The 16,944-nt window shown below is 48.4% G+C and carries 19 protein-coding genes; 8 read left to right on the top strand and 11 right to left on the bottom strand.

Annotated features, from left to right (window positions below; genetic code table 11):
• Window positions 1–129: 129 nt before the first annotated feature.
• A complete protein-coding gene (locus B4C70_RS13020) occupies window positions 130–1,236 on the bottom strand; it encodes a citrate synthase/methylcitrate synthase (protein ID WP_290780093.1) in 1,107 nt (368 codons plus the stop codon).
• A 165-nt stretch (window positions 1,237–1,401) separates the two neighbouring features.
• Between B4C70_RS13020 and B4C70_RS13015 the strand changes: the two genes are divergently transcribed.
• Window positions 1,402–1,668 carry a hypothetical protein gene (locus tag B4C70_RS13015; RefSeq protein WP_290780090.1) on the top strand — a complete coding sequence of 89 codons (267 nt, stop codon included), beginning with the start codon at window positions 1,402–1,404 and terminating at the stop codon, window positions 1,666–1,668.
• Between the two features lie 53 nt (window positions 1,669–1,721).
• On the opposite strand, the gene B4C70_RS13010 is transcribed toward B4C70_RS13015, so the two are convergent.
• From B4C70_RS13010 to B4C70_RS12985, 6 genes are all read right to left on the bottom strand, one after another.
• Window positions 1,722–2,501, bottom strand: coding sequence for an HAD-IIB family hydrolase (locus B4C70_RS13010; protein ID WP_290780087.1), 780 nt, complete (start codon window positions 2,499–2,501; stop codon window positions 1,722–1,724).
• A gap of 124 nt (window positions 2,502–2,625) precedes the next feature.
• Window positions 2,626–3,321, bottom strand: a complete 696-nt coding sequence (locus tag B4C70_RS13005; RefSeq protein WP_290780084.1) for a dihydropteridine reductase — start codon at window positions 3,319–3,321, stop codon at window positions 2,626–2,628.
• 28 nt (window positions 3,322–3,349) lie between these two features.
• The gene (locus B4C70_RS13000) at window positions 3,350–4,102 is read right to left on the bottom strand and encodes an ABC transporter ATP-binding protein (protein ID WP_290757138.1); all 753 of its coding nucleotides are present in this window, start codon (window positions 4,100–4,102) and stop codon (window positions 3,350–3,352) included.
• On the bottom strand, window positions 4,099–5,163 hold the full coding sequence (locus B4C70_RS12995; protein ID WP_290780081.1) for an iron chelate uptake ABC transporter family permease subunit: 1,065 nt from the start codon (window positions 5,161–5,163) through the stop codon (window positions 4,099–4,101). The genes B4C70_RS13000 and B4C70_RS12995 overlap by 4 nt, the downstream gene beginning before the upstream one ends.
• On the bottom strand, window positions 5,160–6,155 hold the full coding sequence (locus B4C70_RS12990) for an ABC transporter permease (protein ID WP_290780096.1): 996 nt from the start codon (window positions 6,153–6,155) through the stop codon (window positions 5,160–5,162). Before B4C70_RS12990 ends, B4C70_RS12995 begins: the two co-directional genes overlap by 4 nt.
• Before the next feature lie 20 nt (window positions 6,156–6,175).
• A complete protein-coding gene (locus B4C70_RS12985) occupies window positions 6,176–7,168 on the bottom strand; it encodes a siderophore ABC transporter substrate-binding protein (protein ID WP_290780079.1) in 993 nt (330 codons plus the stop codon).
• A 382-nt stretch (window positions 7,169–7,550) separates the two neighbouring features.
• Between B4C70_RS12985 and B4C70_RS12980 the strand changes: the two genes are divergently transcribed.
• Window positions 7,551–8,507: a sensor domain-containing diguanylate cyclase gene (locus B4C70_RS12980; protein ID WP_290780076.1), complete on the top strand. Its 957-nt coding sequence runs from the start codon at window positions 7,551–7,553 to the stop codon at window positions 8,505–8,507.
• A 55-nt stretch (window positions 8,508–8,562) separates the two neighbouring features.
• On the opposite strand, the gene B4C70_RS12975 is transcribed toward B4C70_RS12980, so the two are convergent.
• Entirely contained in the window at window positions 8,563–9,123 is a 561-nt protein-coding gene (locus B4C70_RS12975; RefSeq protein WP_290780073.1) for a hypothetical protein, read from the bottom strand.
• Window positions 9,124–9,375: 252 nt separating this feature from the next.
• On the opposite strand from B4C70_RS12975, the gene nikA reads away from it, so the two are divergent.
• From nikA to B4C70_RS12950, 5 genes are read left to right on the top strand one after another with little or no spacing between them, the layout of a single operon-like run.
• On the top strand, window positions 9,376–10,986 hold the full coding sequence (gene nikA / locus B4C70_RS12970) for a nickel ABC transporter substrate-binding protein (RefSeq protein WP_290780070.1): 1,611 nt from the start codon (window positions 9,376–9,378) through the stop codon (window positions 10,984–10,986).
• 12 nt (window positions 10,987–10,998) lie between these two features.
• A complete protein-coding gene (gene nikB / locus B4C70_RS12965; protein WP_290780067.1) occupies window positions 10,999–11,940 on the top strand; it encodes a nickel ABC transporter permease in 942 nt (313 codons plus the stop codon).
• A gap of 17 nt (window positions 11,941–11,957) precedes the next feature.
• Window positions 11,958–12,782, top strand: coding sequence for a nickel ABC transporter permease subunit NikC (gene nikC / locus B4C70_RS12960; protein ID WP_414654489.1), 825 nt, complete (start codon window positions 11,958–11,960; stop codon window positions 12,780–12,782).
• Entirely contained in the window at window positions 12,779–13,585 is an 807-nt protein-coding gene (locus tag B4C70_RS12955) for an ABC transporter ATP-binding protein (protein ID WP_290780061.1), read from the top strand. Before nikC ends, B4C70_RS12955 begins: the two co-directional genes overlap by 4 nt.
• A complete protein-coding gene (locus tag B4C70_RS12950; RefSeq protein WP_290780058.1) occupies window positions 13,582–14,379 on the top strand; it encodes an ATP-binding cassette domain-containing protein in 798 nt (265 codons plus the stop codon). Before B4C70_RS12955 ends, B4C70_RS12950 begins: the two co-directional genes overlap by 4 nt.
• A gap of 46 nt (window positions 14,380–14,425) precedes the next feature.
• Here B4C70_RS12950 and B4C70_RS12945 read toward each other — a convergent pair whose 3' ends face one another.
• From B4C70_RS12945 to B4C70_RS12935, 3 genes are read right to left on the bottom strand one after another with little or no spacing between them, the layout of a single operon-like run.
• Entirely contained in the window at window positions 14,426–15,196 is a 771-nt protein-coding gene (locus B4C70_RS12945) for a hypothetical protein (RefSeq protein WP_290780055.1), read from the bottom strand.
• Entirely contained in the window at window positions 15,193–16,077 is an 885-nt protein-coding gene (locus B4C70_RS12940) for an ABC transporter ATP-binding protein (RefSeq protein WP_290780052.1), read from the bottom strand. The genes B4C70_RS12945 and B4C70_RS12940 overlap by 4 nt, the downstream gene beginning before the upstream one ends.
• On the bottom strand, window positions 16,074–16,301 hold the full coding sequence (locus B4C70_RS12935; protein ID WP_056060843.1) for a PLDc N-terminal domain-containing protein: 228 nt from the start codon (window positions 16,299–16,301) through the stop codon (window positions 16,074–16,076). Before B4C70_RS12935 ends, B4C70_RS12940 begins: the two co-directional genes overlap by 4 nt.
• Window positions 16,302–16,498: 197 nt before the next feature.
• Between B4C70_RS12935 and B4C70_RS12930 the strand changes: the two genes are divergently transcribed.
• Window positions 16,499–16,849 carry a cupin gene (locus tag B4C70_RS12930; protein ID WP_290780047.1) on the top strand — a complete coding sequence of 117 codons (351 nt, stop codon included), beginning with the start codon at window positions 16,499–16,501 and terminating at the stop codon, window positions 16,847–16,849.
• The last annotated feature ends 95 nt before the right edge of the window (window positions 16,850–16,944 follow it).

Raw genomic sequence — 16,944 nt, 5'->3', positions numbered from 1 at the left:
ACAAGACCCGCTTTCCTGCTTCAACGGAGCAGGAAAACTGGCTTGTGTCTCGCCTGAGGAAAGGGCGTGAAAAGACGCGTCATTCTTTTTTTGAGTCAGCTTCATTTTTTGATCGTAACTAGAGACTAATCAAAACTTAGCTGCTTGTTCCGGCATCTGTCCTGTGTATGACGATTGAGGTCTGAAGATCCGGTTGTCTTGCGATTGTTCGAGGATGTGTGCCGTCCAGCCGATGATACGGCTAGAGGTGAACGTCGGTGTGAACAGTTCTTTCGGAATGTCAAGTCCTTTTAAGACGGCTGCCGCGAAGAATTCAACATTCGTATACAGTTTTCTACCTGGTTTGTATTCCTCGAGTAAATCGATCGCTGTTTGCTCCATTTGTGTAATCAGGTTGAACCAATCGCTCTCTTGTGCGAGACCCTTTGAGACGACTTTCAAGGCTTCTGAACGCGGATCGCGTGTTTTATAGACGCGGTGACCAAAGCCCATCAATTTTTCGCCTTTTTCTAATTTGTTCCGAATCCACGGTTCGATGTTGTCGATCGTTCCGATCTCATTAATCATCTCAATGACTTCTGACGGGGCACCACCATGAAGCGGTCCTTTCATGGAGCCAATCGCAGCACAGACGCCAGAAATTCTTTCCGATTCCGTCGAAACGACGACACGGGAAGCGAACGTCGAAGCATTCATACCGTGTTCAATCGTTAGAATCAGATACGCCGTCAGCGCTTTGATCTCGACGTCACTTGGTAATTGTCCTTTAATCATATAGATGTAATTCGCGACGTGATCGAGTTCCGGATTCGGTTCGATGAAGTCAGCGCCTTGATTTTTTTGATATTTATAGGCGATGATCGATGGCAAGAGTGCTGTTACGTGCATCGCTTGATCAATTGTCGGTGGCCAAGCGAAAGCAGGTGTGCCGAGTGCCGAGATCGCTGTTCGCATCGTACTCATGACATCCATCTCGTTCGGCAATGTATCGAGAATCGTCTTAATATAAGAAGGAAGTTCACGGTAGCTCGTCATCTGCTCTTTGAACGTGACCAAGTCCGCTTCAGTCGGGAATTCACCATTCCATATGAAATACGCCACTTCTTCAAATGAATAGGATAATGCAAGTTCCTTTGCCCAGTGTCCACGATAGATAAGATGACCTAATGTTCCATCAACTAAACCGATTTGTGTTTCAGCGGCAATGACGCCTTCGAGTCCTTTTTTGTATTCCATCTTCAACACTCCATTTCTAATATCTACTGTCAGTATGACTTACAACGATACCAAATCACCAGTTATTTGAATACGTTTCCAAAATTATTCTGTGGAGCGCTATAATTAAAGTGCATTCTGTTTCATGAAACAAATCAAATATATAGTAACCATGAAGGAGTACATATGAATAAAGCAATGATCATTCGTTTATTGGGATTTTTCTTTGTATTACATGTCTTTTTAATGATCGATATTTTCTTTTCAGTGAGCCGAACGATTCTTGAGCCAATGGCATTAGTCGTTGCTTCATTGACCATGCTCATTCCTGTAAAATGGCTCAAGCCACTAGAAGAACAAACGCTGTCGGTTTTCAAATCGAGTATCGCTGTCATAATAGGGATGCTCCTGATGGGCGGATTATTCTTCCCCATCGTATTCCTCTTTGGATGAGTAACTATTGATAGAGATTTAACTATTGATCCGAAAATTTCACCAGGCGTTATTTAGGAATACGACGTGGAATAGACGTATTTTTGGCTTAGATGCCTGATTTGTTCGACTATGTGAGATTCTAAAGGACTGGTGGAGTCAATGGTGTGATCTGCGTAAAAACGGAGTGATTTATGGCTTCCGATCATGACCGCATACTGTGCTCCTTTGAATAGCTCGATATCATTCGCGTCATTCCCAAAAGCAATGTATCCCTCGCTCTCGATCCCGAGTGATTGTAAAGCAGTCCGTTTATTGATGCTGGTCGGACTAATGTCCAATACTTGTTCCGATCCATGATAATGAACAACGACATTCATTCGAAGTAGCTCGTTTTCTAAGGCTTTCAGATTGTTGGCACTCAAAATGAGGATTTTTATGATTCGGTCATGGTGAGCTAGCGGAACGTTTTGTGCCGTCTTAGCCGGATCTAGATTGTTCAGGATAGGATGGTCTTGCGGTCCGTTATATGTATAATTCCAGTCACTATCGATTAAATATGTGGCTTTATGCTTGTCGAGTAATTCTGTGATAAAAGAAAGCTCACGATCGTCGAACGATTTTGATTGAACGATTGTTTGTTCCGATGCGACCAACGATCCGTTTCCGCCGATTAAGATATGATCGTGGAATGAAGGATGAATGACGGGTAGCATGTCACGGATAGGACGTGCCGAAGCAAAAATCACACGGTGCCCGTCGTCCTCGACTGCATGAAGCGCCTGTACGATGTCTTGAGACATCGGTTCTCCTTTAAAACAGATTGTTCCATCGAGATCAAATACAAAATTCATAAGCAACCCTCCAAAAGTCAGTTGATACACTTATCATAACAAATATTTACAGATAACATACCAATTCCTTATTTTGAAAAAACAAAAAGACTCCAGTCAATGCTGAAGTCTAATCATTGGTACCTTATACAAAAAACGTATCTAATTGGTCTTGACGTTTATCAATCATAATCTGAGACTTTGGAATGTTAGCGCCTTGCAACACGTCAATCGTGTCACGGAGAAATTCATCACTACCAACGATATAGAACAAACCGTCCTTGTCCGCTGTCATCGCTTTGACAGCATCGTAGTAGGCAGCGCGACTCTCGACATAAGCGGGGCTAAACTGATCATGCGAAGGAAGCTGAGTTTTGAATAGTTCAGTTCGCGCAGAATCAACGTTCAACGAGTGCATGTGCGGAATGCCACTTCTATCAGCCTGATGTTGCAAGATGATCGGACGAAACGTTGCCAGACCAACGCCGGCTGACAGTAAGTACACCGTACGATGTTCCCGGCGTAGTGGAATGTTCGAATGCGTCTTAAACAGAGCAATCTTCTCACCTAGTTTCAGCTGCCGAAGTGTCTCCTTAAAGACGGAACATTCCGGTTTGATCCGTGTCGTGATGCCGATCGTTCCTTCATGAGGGAGCGTCGAGATCGACATATGCCGAATCAGACTGCGGTTCGGTTTTTCGCCTGCATTAAACCCTTCTAGCGCCATATGCGTGTGGGCGCCTTCCGCCCAAACGAAATTGTCTGGGCGTTTCAAATGAAACGTGTAAGTATGTTCGCCTTCTTGCGTTACTTGTTCTAGGGGTAGCCAATCGATCTGCATCGTTCATTCCTCATTTCTATATAAAGTATCAATAGACAGCAATCGGACCGTATGGACCTTCGATGATCTCAAGAGGGGTCTCGAAGATCTCGGATAACAGCGCTTCATCCATGACTTCGGCGACCGTTCCGAAAGCGGCAATTTGTCCGTCCTTCATCGCACAGATGTGATCGGCATATTTCGCAGCAAAATTGATGTCGTGCAAGACGGTGATGATCGTTCGTCCGAACGTATCAGCGACGTGTCGCAGGTACCCCATCATCTGGACCGAGCGGGCGATATCAAGGTTATTGAGGGGTTCGTCGAGTAAAATGTATTCCGTTTCCTGACAGAGTACCATCGCGACATATGACCGTTGCCGCTGTCCGCCCGATAATTCATCGAGGTAGCGGTTCTCAAGCGACGTCAACTCAAGAAAATCGATGTATTTCGAGATGATCGTCTCATCGTCTGCCGTCAAGCGGCCTTGTGAGTAGGGGAAACGTCCGAAACCGACGAGCTGCCGGACCGTCAGCCGGGTTACGAAATGATTTTCCTGTCGTAAGATGGTGATGATCTTTGCTAAGTCTTTCGATTTGCTACTCGTGACATCCATGCCAGCGACTTCAATCTGCCCGGCATCGAGATCAAGCAAACGGCCAATCATCATTAACGTCGTCGACTTACCAGCACCATTTGGACCGATCAGCGCCGTGAATCCACCTTTTGGGATCGTTAAGTCGATTGGACCAATTCGGACCTCATCTGTATACGATTTTTTAACTTGTTCGAGTGATATCATAGGGACCTCTTTCTAAGCAACACGACAAGGAAAATCAGACCGCCGAACAGTTCGATGATGACGGAGACGACGCTTGGCGTGTTGAAAATGTGATACATGAAGAAATAGGCAGTCGTCAAAACGAAGAAACCGATTGCGAATGCCATCGGGAAGACGTATTTGTGATCATACGTCGCAGCGACCTGATAACTGAGTGTCGCAACTAAAAAGCCGAAGAACGTCAACGGTCCGATCAATGCCGTCGACATCGACATCAGGAGTGAAATCAGAATCAAGAAGTAGATGACACTGCCACGATGATTGACGCCGAACGATGTCGCGACCTCTTTTCCAAGCGCGACGACGTTGAGTCGTCTTGAAGAGAAGTAGAGCAACAGACCGACGATGAGGACGACCGGAATGACGATCGGGAAGTAAGATGCGTCGGCATTCGTGACCGAACCGAATAATCGTGCTTGTAAGATATCGAACTCGGACGGTGCGAGCATCTTTCGCATGAACGACGACAGCGAGTTGAGACCCGTGCCGAGAATGATTCCGACGAGCAACATCAGCTGCAGGTTCGAGTATTTTCCGGATAACAACCATCCGTATAATAAGAGGCTCATCGCGAGCATGATCGCGACCTGTGTCAAAAAGGCACTCGTGCCGGTAAAGCCGACGAGTGCTCCCGCACCGAAGAAGAAGATCATCGATGTCTGGATCGTTGAGTAGAGAGCGTCAAAACCAAGCAGGGACGGTGTGATGATCCGGTTACTCGTGACCGAATGAAAGGCGACGGTCGCGAGACTTTGGCAAATTGCTGCGATCGCCATCGTGATGACTGCGGTGATCCGGCGTTCGACGACCGGCCAAAAGGAAGGAGAATCAAAAGGAACCGGGTTATTGTAGAGCAAGAGACCGATCGTACTGAGCACTCCGCCGCTGAGGAACAGGATGAGGAGAATCCAGTAGCGGCGCTCGAGTCGTTTCGACTGAAATGCAGACGCCCGGCGATTGGTTTCACGTGTAACGCTCGGTTGAATACGTGTATGTTCCTGTTGTTTAATCGCAGTACTCATCTGACACCTCCAGTCTTCCGTCGACGTAACAGAATGATGATGAAGACGGCTGCTCCGACCGTTCCGAGAATCAAGGAGACCGGCAGTTCAAACGGACGGATGATCGTGCGTGAAATCAGATCACTGATTAGAATCGTCGCCATCCCAATCAGACAGACCCACGGCAGATTACTACGGAGATCGTCACCGCGAAACATCGAGACGATGTTCGGAACGATCAAGCCGAGGAAGGGCAGATTGCCAATGACGGTCGCGACGACACCGACGGATAGGGCGATCAACCCAGTCGCGATCAGCATCAGTCGATTGTAGTTGACGCCAAGACTCGTCGCGACGTCCTCCCCGAGTCCAACGAGCGTCAAGCGACTCGCGAGAAAGAAGATACAGACCGTGACACCGATGATGATCCAAAGATACTCGTAGCGACCGATCTGGACGGACGCGAACGAACCGACGAACCAGCCTTCGATCGCTTGGCTGGCACGGAAAAACAACCCGAGAAACGTCGATATCGCGGAGATGACGGCTCCGAGCATCAGACCGATGATCGGGACGATCAACGATGAACGCAGTCGAACCGAACGGAGAAACCAGAAAAAGACCATCGTCCCGATGAACGCAAACACGATGGCTCCGGTCATCCGCATCATCAACGACGGTGCCGGAACGAGTAAGTAAACGGCTAACAGTCCGAGTCCCGCCCACTCGATCGTTCCCGTCGTCGTCGGTTCAACGAGCCGATTTTGCGTGATCAGTTGCATGACAAGTCCTGCCATCGCCATCGCAGCACCCGTCAGCATCAAGGCGAGTGTTCGCGGAACGCGCGTGATCCAGAACATATCGAAATCGTTCGCTGTACTCCGTAGTTCGTAGACGCCTGTGAAGAGGGACGCCGTTGCGAGCGCTAAGACGAGACATAAGGTCAAGACGAACGGCTTCGTCCAAACGACAGAAAAGGAAGGTCGAGCGGGTGGCTCGACTCTTCCATTCATTTGTTGCTGTGCATGTGCCATTACTTCTTGAGCGCTTTCGCGATGTCAGTGAAGAATTCCGAGTACGTCTGGATCGATTCATTCAAGTACGTATCTTTTGGTGCGTAGACGATATTGTCGTCTTTGATTGCTTTTGTTTTCTGCAGGGCAGGAGCGCGGTCGATGACGTCTTGCGCCGGCACGGCACCTTCTGCGTTTCCTAGTGGCGCGTCGCGGTCAAGGACGAGTAACCAGTCCGGGTTACTTTGAGCAATCGCTTCGACCGAGACTTCATCACCTTGATCGTTCCCTGATTTTTGTTTAACTTCGAGCGCTGGTTTCCAGTCGAACAAATCATACATCGGTCCGAAGACACGTCCACTCATCGGCGCTGAGAATCCAATATCGCCACCCGAGACGATGACCGACATGACGCTGTCCTGTCCGTTATACGATTTTTTGACGTCCTTGATCGATTGCTCGAGTGTCGTCACGAGCTGATCTGCTTCTTGTTTTTTATCGAAGATTTGTCCGAGTGTCTCTGTCGTATCTTCAAGTCCTTTGACGAGTAACTCACCTGGTGTACCGGAGTCTTCCGGTAAAGTGATGTCAAGGTCGATGACAGCAGCGTTCGGAACGAGTTTTTTGATGTCTTCATAATGATCTGCGAAACGTTGTCCGACGATGACGACGTCCGGATTGACACCAGCGATCGCTTCGAGGTTCGGTTCGAAGTGCATGCCGACATCGACGATATCCTTATCTTTTGCATAAGGTGACTCAGCCGGGAGCAGTCCGACTGGTGCTGCTGCGAGTTCGACGTCCCATGCGGCAAGTGTTTCGAACGTTCGGTTATCGAGTGCGACGACTTTCTTCGGATCAACTGGGACGTTGACCGTTCCGTGTGCGTCCTTGATTTTGACCGTCTTCGGTGCCTCCGCGTTCTTCTTCGTGTCTGCTTCTCCTGCGTTCCCGCAAGCCGCCAGTAAGACAGCAAGCGAACTCACGACGAGTGGTGTTTTCCATTTCCCCATGATGATTCAGCTCCTCTTGTTTAAATTGATAACGCATAAATCAAGGATTGAGCAGCAGATGGATTATGTATGTCTACGTGATTAATCTGTCCTCAATAAGTGATAATGATTATCATTGTCATGTTCACTGAGAATCATAGCAGACGAATTCGGAAGACGCAACGCCATTTTCCAAGGAATTACCTGGAACAGTTTTTTACTTCTATAAACTATACAAAAATAAAAAAATGATAATCCTTCTCATTTGGATGTAGAAATAGGACCATCGGACGCTTTTGAGCGACAGAGGTTTAGACGACTTCAAAAAGAGAAAGTGGTAATATATGTATCAAATTTTCAAATCAGAGACACCGCAGAAGAGGACTTTGGAATGAGGTGCTGTATGAATCAACCATTTGAAGAATTGAAGATGTATCAAAATTTTGATGAGCTCGCAGACGATGTACTCGATTTCGCAAAAGAGATTTTACCGGATCAGATGTTGTACTTATCAGCAATCGAAGCAGGACAACAACGGATGTTAAAGATTGCAAACGATAAAGCAGATATTCCGATGGTAGAAGGCATGCAAATTGAATTGAACCAATCATTATGTAAACTGGTTGATTTCGAGACGAGACAGCCGGTCGTCCTCGAAGATATTCCGAACGCGGAACAACTCGGCGATTGGCGAAAAGGTTTGGAGGAGGCTCACGTCCGGTCCTACTTAGGGATTCCAATCGTCTTGACGAGCGGAGAGACGTTCGGCACGTTATGTGCGATCAATAATCGGGTCAGCTTGTATGAACAGAAGAATGTTCAGCTATTGCAACGGATCGTCCGACTCTTTTTGTACTACTTAGAACTTGAGCGTCATGCTTGGAAGGATGCGTTGACAGGACTGCATAATCGGCGTTACTTAACGAAGCAGTTCGAGGATCATCCCGGACAGACAGGAGCGGTGTTCTTCCTTGATCTCGATGGCTTTAAGCAAGTCAACGACGTCTTTGGACACGAGACGGGGGACATTGTTTTGCAAGAGGTCGCGCAACGTCTACGACAGTTCGTGCGCGAGCAAGACGATGCGATGGCCGTGCGCCTAGGCGGTGATGAGTTCATCCTCCATTTTGGTCATGCTGATTCAAGGGAAAGGTGGGAGCGACTCGCGAAGCGGATCGTCACTTGGTTAAGTGAGTGGGAAACAGATTACCGAGTGTCAACAAGTATCGGGATTGTGATATATGACACCGAATTTCGTCCAGAGTTAAAAGTCTTGCTACAGCAGGCGGACGTTGCACTATATGCCGCTAAGTCGTCAGGAAAGAATACGTATCAGTTCTATGAGCAGGCGAATAAATGACGAAATATTAAAAGACACGACGCTTCTGAATCTCCTCAGAAACGATCAGGTCTTTTTACTTACTATGTAGGCGATGCACGATCCGAATGACGTCTTTTTTCGTACGGTCAGGAAACCTGAGACACAACGTCTCGACACAAGGCACAGGATCCTCATTCTCTAACAAGCGGAGGGCTTCCTTTACGACTGGATCAAGTGATTCGGTGACTTCGGAAGCTTTAGCAGTCGAGTCGCTCAAGTGATGCATCAAATAAAACAACAATGTATGGATAAAAACGAGGACGACTTTCGTCGCAAACGAAATCGTGATGGACTCAACATAGAGATCCATCCAAAGCAGGACACTTAAACTTACCCAAAAATTCACTACGGTAAAGAGTACGTTCGAGACAGGGCGCTTAAAAAGTCCACCGAACGCACGCATCGTTCCGTCGAAGATGACGCTAACAAGTAGACTCGCGAGATAGAAACATAAGAGAAACACAAGGCAACCAACGAACGAGTCATAGGAAACATCTCCGACGGATAAAATCAGCCCATCGATCATTAGCAAAGGAAGCACTAAGAGGAGAACAAGAAATACAAGCGAGACGGAGGAAACCAGTCGTGACATCATATCATCCTTTCCGTGCAAATGATTTCGTTAGACAAGAAACGCAACATACAAACTAGGATACCGCTTAACACAGTTGATTACAATTATTGACAAAAAAGTGACGTATACAGAATGTTACTCAGTTAAGCGTGGAAATCCTGTCAAAAAGCGCCGTTACGTCCAGTTAACATCTGGATTATCCATTGACAATCCTTCCCTTTCCCTCATACAATTGAAAATGATTATCAATACAAGTTGGGAGTTCTGTCTACCATGAATGTTAACCGTAAAAAATTACTGATTTCTACCGTCTCGATCCTGTCTTTGACATCATTATTGATCGGCTGCTCGAACCCGGGCGAGTCGACAGGAGAGCGAAAAGATAAAGATACATTGACGCTCGCGTGGCCACGCGACGTCGGAACGATGAACCCGCACGTCTATAATCCATCACAACTGTTCGCACAGTCGATGATCTATGAGCCACTCGTGCACTACGGAGAAGGTGGAAAGCTCGAGCCATACTTAGCCTCGTCTTGGATGATTTCTGAAGACGGAAAAACGTATACGTTCACGCTCCGTGACGGCGTCAAGTTCTCAGACGGTTCGACGTTCGACGCAGCCATCGTCAAAAAGAATTTTGATGCGATCCTTAAACAAAAAGCCTTACATAGCTGGCTTGGGTTCATCACGAAAATCGAGAAGACGGAAGCGGTTGATGCGAAGACATTCCGTCTGACATTATCCGAAGCGTACTATCCGACGATTCAGGAACTCGCGGTCGTCCGTCCGGTACGTTTCCTCGGAGAGGCTGGATTCCCGGAGAACGGCGATACATCGAAAGGTGTCAAAAAGGAAGTCGGGACAGGTCCATGGATGCTCGACGAGTACAAACCGGATCAGTACGCGACGTTTAAGGTCAATAAGAACTATTGGGGTCCGAAGCCGAACGTCGATCACATCAAGGTCGACATCATCCCGGATGCGGAGACACGTGTCTTAGCACTCGAAAAAGGACAGGTTGATCTGATTTACGGGGAAGGGGCGATCAGCATCGATGCCTTCAATCAGTTGAAGACGGATAAATCGTACAAAACGCAGATGTCTGAACCAGTCGCGACGCGTCTCCTCGTCTTGAACACGAAAAATAAGCGACTGTCTGACGAACGCGTCCGCCAGGCGCTCCAGCACGGGTTTGATAAAGCCGCTCTCGTCGAAGGGATCACGTCGGGAATAGAAGCACCAGCTGACTACCTATTGCCACCGAACATGCCGTACACATCGAACTTGAAAGTGAAGCAACGGGATTATGACGTCAAGGAAGCGAATCGTCTTCTTGACGAAGCAGGCTGGAAACTGACAAAAGGCGAGAAGGTCCGCGTCAAGGACGGTCAACCGCTGCAAATCGGGATGATGTATGATGCAGCAGAACAGGTCCAAAAGGCGATGGCCGAAACGTTGCAGTCGGAATGGTCGAAAATCGGCGTCGAGCTGAAGACGGAAGCTGTCGAATTACCGGATCAAGTCCAGCGCTTCAAGGACAACCGATTTGACATCAACTTCTACAGCAACTTCGGTGCACCGTATGATCCGCATACGTTCGTGAACCTGATTGATACGGATGGCTTCGGCTTCAAAGAAGCGATTTCGGCTTATCCGAATAAAGAACAACTGTTGCAAGAGATCAAAGATGTCTTGAAGACGACGGACGAGACGAAACGTCAGAAGATGTACGCCGACATTCTGCCATCACTCCAAGATCAAGGGGCATTGATTCCGATCTCATACTTGAAGAAGATGGCAATTTATCAGTCGGACGTGACGAACTTCCAGTTCCCTGCGAACCGAGACGAGAGTCCATTCGCACGTATCGGCATCAACTAAAGGAGGGATGACATGGGGGTCTTCCTCGTCAAACGCATATTATCCGTCATCCCGATTTTGTTACTGGCGGTCTTGATTCTGATTGGGTTGATTCATTTGTCACCGGTTGATCCGGCACAGGCCTATCTGTCCGCTGCTCATATCCAACCGACGGATGAACTGCTCGCTGCCAAACGAGCAGAATTCGGACTCGATCAACCGTTTTATAAACAATATATCGATGCCGTCATCCGCTTGGCGCAGCTTGATTTCGGAACATCGTATCTATCGGGTAAACCGGTCCTTGAAGATGTCTTGTTACGTTTACCACCGACAGTCGAACTGGCTTTGACGAGTCTGTTGCTGGCGCTTGTCATCAGTATTCCACTCGGGTTCCTTGCCGGCATTAAGAAAAATGGCTTCTTTGACCATCTGAGTCGGGGAATCGCCTTCATCGGGGCTTCGATCCCTTCGTTTTGGCTCGGGTATCTGTTCATCTTCTTCTTTGCCGTAAAGCTTGATTGGTTTCCGGTCGGCGGGACAGGAAGCGTAATGCACTTGATTTTACCGGCATTGACACTCGCGTTTCCATTGATTGCCCTTTATACACGCTTGCTTCGCGGAAGTGTGATCGAAGCATTGAATGAACCGTATGTCTTGTTTGCCCGGACACGTGGATTAAAGGAAGAACGGATTCTTGGCAAACACGTCCTTCGGATGGCGATTCCGCCTATGATCACAGGTCTTGGGATGAACCTCGGGAAGTTGCTGACGGGAACGATCATCGTCGAGACCGTTTTCTCGTGGCCCGGCTTCGGTCGCTACTTCATCGAAGCAATCTTTGATCGAGACATGCCGGTCATCCAAGGCTACGTCTTTCTCGCGGCACTCGTCTTCATCGGCAGCAGTTTGCTCGTCGATATCATTCAAGCCGTACTCGATCCACGATTAGCGAAAAAAGGAGGGGCAGTATGAATACTCCACTTCCAGCAATGATGATCCGGTCGCGATACACACCGCTACTTTATCTATGTGCCCTCGTCTTGATTAGCATGGCAGGCGTTGCGTTGTTTGCACCGTGGATTGCCCCACATGATCCGAATCTCGTCGACTTGACGCAAAAGCTTCATGGACCTTCGTCAGCCTATCCACTCGGAACCGACCAGCTCGGACGCTGCCTCTTGTCGCGCTTGATTTACGGCGCGCGGATCTCACTCGGTTGCGCCGTGTTGATTTTCATCGCCTCACTTGCGATCGGACTGTTTGTCGGAACACTAGCCGGCTATCGTGGCGGTTGGGTCGACCAACTCTTGATGCGTCTGTGTGACGGTGTGATGGCATTTCCGAGTCTGATTCTCGTCCTCGGTCTCGTCGGTATCTTTGGTCCGGGTCTCAAGCAGGTCATCATCGCCTTGATGCTCGTCCAGTGGGTTTATTACGCGCGGATGTTCCGCGGAATGGTCATGACGTTGAAGACGGAAGCGTTCATCGCGGCTGCTCGCGTCAACGGTTCATCTTCATGGAAGATCATCCGGACGCACATCCTGCCGAACATCTTACCGCCGCTACTCGTCATTGGGACACTTGAGATGGGCTGGGCGATCATGGATATCTCGGCGATGTCGTTCCTCGGGCTTGGTGTCCAGTCACCGACAGCCGAATGGGGCGCGATGATTCATGAAGGAAAATCGTACATCCGGACGAATCCGGAGTTGATGATTTATCCAGGACTCGCTATCATGCTCATCATCATTAGCTTTAATCTAGTAGGAGAACAGTTAGCAGAACGATTCGGTGTTTCGAAAACGATGAAATGAGAGGAGGTGCCCGTATCGAACCGATATTAGCTGTCGACGGTCTGACCGTCCGTACGAAACAACAGGTGACATTGATTGAAAAAGTAACGTTCTCGATTCAACCAGGTCAAATCCTCGGTCTCGTCGGAGAAAGTGGTTGTGGGAAGACAGTGACGAGTCTTGCGTTGATGCGTCTGCTTAATCCGCAAACGACAGACGTGACCGGTGATATCCAACTGAACGGAAAATCAATCCTTTCCTTATCGGAACGCGCTGTTCGATCGATTCGGGGCGGTGAGATTGCGTTCATCATGCAAAATCCGATGAGTGCCTTCACACCGGTCTACTCGATCGGGCACCAGATGATCGAGACGATTCAGACCCATTCACGTTGTTCAAAGCGTGAAGCGAAACAGCAAGCGATGACGGCACTTGAAGAAGTTAATCTAACGGATGCCGCCCGGTTGCTCAAAGCTTATCCGTTCGAGCTGAGTGGCGGGATGTTGCAACGGATCATGATCGCCTTAGCCGTCGCCCTTCGCCCGAGCGTCCTGATTGCCGACGAACCAACGACGGCGCTCGACGTCTTCAATCAAAAGACGGTTCTTGAGTTACTTGAACGGATGCGGGCGACCTACGGAACGGCGATGTTACTCATCTCGCACGATCTTGGTGTGATCGCTGAACTTGCAGACGAAGTCCTCGTCATGCAACAAGGACGGATCGTCGAACAGGCGGATGTCTTTGAATTGTTTGATCGACCGCAGCATCCGTATACGCAGTCCCTTCTCGCACAGCATATCGGAATGGAGGCGTTCGGATGAGTCTACTGCAGATTGATCAAGTCTCACACGTCTATAAACGCCGGTTTCAACCAGCACAGATTGTCTTACACGAAGTCTCATTGACGATTGAAGCCGGACGCTGTCTCGGATTGCTCGGATCGAGCGGTGCCGGGAAAAGTACGCTCGGACGACTATTGCTCGGACTCGAACGTCCCTCGAGCGGAACGATCTGGTTTAACGGTGTCGATCGCTACGCGACAAAACGTCCGTTTCAAAGTGACGTCCAAGTCGTCTTTCAGGACTCGTTTGCTGCCGTCAATCCGAAACTGACAGCGGGCGATATCATTGCGGAACCGCTTGATAACTTCATTCGTTTAAAGGGTGAAGCACGGCAACAGCGTCTCGTCACGCTTATTGAACAAGTCGGACTCAAGGCAACGGATTTGACGAAATATCCGGCGCAGTTCAGTGGCGGGCAACTGCAGCGGATCGCAATTGCGCGAGCGATTGCTGCCGAACCACGCCTGATCGTTTTAGACGAAGCGGTCAGTAGTCTCGACATGGTCAACAAACGATTGATTCTCGCTTTGCTAGCTGATTTAAAGCGAAAACACGGCTTAACATATGTCTTCATCACCCATGACATTAAAGCTGCCGAGCAACTCTGTGACAGCTTTGCAATTTTGGAGCAGGGACGCCTTGTCGGTCATTACCCGAGTCTAGCTGCGTTCGATGCTGCGACGGATCCTGCCGTCGAACGGATGCGTCAAGCGAAGCTTGCCATGCACCCAAGACAACGAACGATTCGAAAGACACAACCAACCAAAGGATAACGGACTGCTGAACGCTTCCGTTATCCTTTTTTGTTGTAGAGCCGGATCAGTAAGCCGTTTTTCGGAACCGAAGTGCCGACCAGCCGAGTGTGAGGGCAATCCAAACGAGACAAGAAGTGACACCGATTAGATGGGACGAAGAAAAAAACGACGTGTTCGATGGGACTGACAGAAGCGCACCAGGAGTGAAAAATAGAACGTCTAGCTTTAGCGAAGGCAGTACAACAAGTAGCAAGGAGATGATGAGCGATAAGATGCCGATCGGAACGGCACGTTGTAAATAGGTACTGATCAGTAGCGTCAGACTGACGACGAATAACGTCCAAAGACTAAAATCGCTGATGATGCGTAACGCAAGCATCGGCGAAAGGAATCCGAACCAATAGACGGTCAGACAATAGGACGTGAGTGCCCCGATTAGAATTCCGAATAGACTGATCATACCGTGACTGAACCATTTCGATAGCAGATAGACATTCCGAGAAACGGGACGCGTCAAAATGAAATCCTGCATGCCGGTTTGGCGATCTGAAGCTAGTAGTCCCATGAAGCTCATGATCAGGACGATCAAGCCAAGCTGATTGAACTGTCCATGAATCGTTGCGCTGAAGACGTCAAGTGATTGCGGAGCAGGGCGATTCGGATCAACGATGATGCCATCCGCATTTCCGACGTGTGCGAGCAAGACATCCATATACATCAACAGCAATGGTTGCGTCACGCCGAGGGCAATGAAGAACAGCGGTAACCAGACGATTTTCCATTCTTTCCACGCTTCCAACCACTCGGTCAGCGTCAGTGTATAAAACGTCCTCATACGTCCGCCACCAGGTCGAGGAACCGTTCCTCGAGTCCAATCGGTTGATAGGCAATCGAAGCAATCGACCATCCCTGTTGAATCAAGGTGGTCGCTAACTCTGAAAGGTCAAGTGGCTGCTGCGCGGAGAACTGATAGCAGCATGGATTGATTCGATTAATCTCGACTCGTGGAAATAGCGTCGCAGAAAACGGTAGGACAGGTGTAAGCGTTTCGACTTGAATCCGGTATTGATCAACGTTGCGTTGATTGTCGAGCGGACCAAGCAATTTTCCGTGTTTGATGACGAGGAAGCGGTCGCAACACGTTTTCGCATCTTCTAACAGGTGTGTCGAGACGATGATCGTCATTCGTTTCTTTAAACGGAGAATCAACTGATTGATATCATGCCGACCACTTGGATCAAGGGCGGAAGCTGGTTCGTCAAGAATCAGAAATGTCGGTTCATGTAAGATCGCTTGGGCGATCCCGAGACGTTGGCGCATCCCGCCGGACAAGCGTTCGATGACTTCTGCTTGTTGAGCGTGAAGTCCAACTTCATGTAGAACGTCCGGAATCCGCTTATTTAACGTTACGTGATCAAGCCCCGACAAGCGACCGAAGAAACGCAGGGACTGATCGCATGTCATCCAAGGTTTAAAGTCGGTCTGTTGTGATAAATAGCCGATCGATCGCTGTTGTTGCCGAAGGGGGCGGGAAGACATCGTGATCGAGCCACGATCACTCTCGATCATGCCGCTTAGACATTTCAGGAGTGTCGTCTTTCCGGCACCATTCGGACCAATCAGTCCAAGACATTCATGTTCGTGAATCGTAAAGGAAATATCATCTAGGATAAGACGTCGTTGAAGTGAAAGCTGGAGATGAGAAATCTGAATCATGCTGTCATCCTCCTTCCGAGGACGAAGTAGAGAATCGAGCCAATCGGCTGGACGAGGAGAATAATCAATAACCAAGTAGTCGGTGTCGCGATCCGGTCCTTCCGTCTAAACCAATCGATACAGGCGCAGCTGAGTAGAATCAGGTTGATGGAGATGTAAATCAATAATAGGGGCAGGAATCGTTCCCAGTCGATGTGTGATAAGGCAGAGAAATCTGTGTTCATGAAAAACCCTCCTTTTCTATTACCATTATCAATAATGAAAATAGAAAAGTCAATGCCATGGACGAATCATCGTTAGTTCTCAATCAGTTAGAGCTATGATAAACTTCTCTTATCAAAATTTTCCAAATGAGATTTGAATCAAATAGTGTAGATGAAAGACGAACCATCAAAAGAATCATGATGTCGAGGAGGATTATATGCAGATTTATCAATTCAAAAAAGAGGTGGGCAAGAAAATTACGAAATTCGATTCGAACTTCGTGATGTCACGGATCATGCAGACGGAAAAAGTGACGCACATCGGATGCATCCATTTAGACAAGGGTGGCGTAGTCGGTTATCACCAGGCTGTCGTGCCGCAACTTTTGTTAATTGTAGAGGGTGAAGGATGGGTAAGAGGGGAAACGGATGACTACATAAATGTTCAGCGTGGGGAAGCCGTGTTTTGGAATCAAGGAGAATGGCATGAAACGAAGACGGATACGGGGTTAACAGCGATTGTAATTGAAAGTGAAGAACTCGATACGTCAGCACTCGTTTCCATATGACGAAACTAAGCTTGATACATAAAGAGGCTGACTCAAAAAAAGAATGATTCGCTTCCTCACGCCCTTTCCTCAGACGAGACACAAGCCAGTTTTCC

The organism is Exiguobacterium sp. UBA5002, from assembly GCF_002396765.1.
GTDB lineage: Bacteria > Bacillota > Bacilli > Exiguobacteriales > Exiguobacteriaceae > Exiguobacterium_A.
Note: the sequence above shows the minus strand (reverse complement) of the source record. Positions and strands in the feature narration are given on the sequence as shown.